The organism is Oleiphilus sp. HI0061, from assembly GCF_001635675.1.
This window is the reverse complement of record NZ_LWFE01000146.1, coordinates 1-958: the sequence shown is the minus strand read 5'-3', so window position 1 is coordinate 958 and position 958 is coordinate 1. Positions and strand designations below refer to the sequence as shown.

At 45.9% G+C, this 958-nt stretch carries 2 protein-coding genes; both read left to right on the top strand.

Annotated features, from left to right (window positions below; all coding sequences use genetic code 11):
• Positions 1-448 (top strand): DNA-deoxyinosine glycosylase (locus A3735_RS01740; protein ID WP_068637465.1); only part of this gene is annotated, 448 nt, incomplete at its 5' end.
• Between the two features lie 5 nt (positions 449-453).
• A partial coding sequence (locus tag A3735_RS01735) for a tRNA-(ms[2]io[6]A)-hydroxylase (RefSeq protein ID WP_231882335.1) occupies positions 454-958 on the top strand: 505 nt, incomplete at its 3' end.

Here is a 958-nt window from a genome sequence, read left to right as displayed (position 1 = left end):
TGTTAAATCCCTGCAAGAGCAGCAATACTACGGACATCCTCGCAATGCCTTCTGGTGGATATTGGCGCAACTATGCAGTTTTGACCTGGCCTTGCCTTATGTGCAACGCCTGGAAGAGGCTAAACGCTGCGGTATCGCGATTTGGGATGTCGCTCATTCATGCTACCGCCCAGGAAGTCTGGATTCGAATATCGACCAGTCCACTATGAAGGCGAATGATATTCAAGGCATGCTTGAACAGAACCCGAGTATTAAGCTGATTGCGTTTAACGGTCAGGCTGCAGCCAAGTTGTACAAGAAGTTTATCGGCGTTTCAGTTACTCCTGATACAACCCTGAACTTACCTTCGACCAGTCCTGCCAATGCAGCCATGTCGAAAGAGGATAAGCTAGCGTCTTGGTGTGCTATGAAAGAATTTTTAAATTTAGATGAAGATATCAGTGAGTAATGTTTGTGAGTGAGATAAACCAGGACTTAAGTGAAATATATAGCTTTCTTGGCTGTGAAACCCCTGACCTTTGGGTCGAAAATGCCCTGGCTAATCAGGATATCATGCTGCTGGATCACGCTCACTGTGAGAAGAAAGCAGCAATGACAGCGCTTAACCTGATTCACCGTTATCCGGGTAATCCAGACTTGCTGATGAAGATGTCTCGCTTGGCTCGTGAAGAGCTCAGGCATTTCGAACAGGTAATGAAATTTATCAAAAAACGTAAACTGGCATACGGTCACATGACGGCATCACGCTATGCAGCAAGGCTTAGAGATTCTGTCCGAAAACAAGATCCTGACCGTGTGATTGATCTACTGATCATTGGCGCATTTATTGAAGCGCGCTCCTGCGAGCGCTTTGCCAAGACAGCGCCCTTGCTAGACGATGAGTTAAAGGACTTTTATATTTCTTTGCTCAAGTCGGAGTCTCGTCACTATCAAGACTATCTAAAACTTGCTTCGGGTT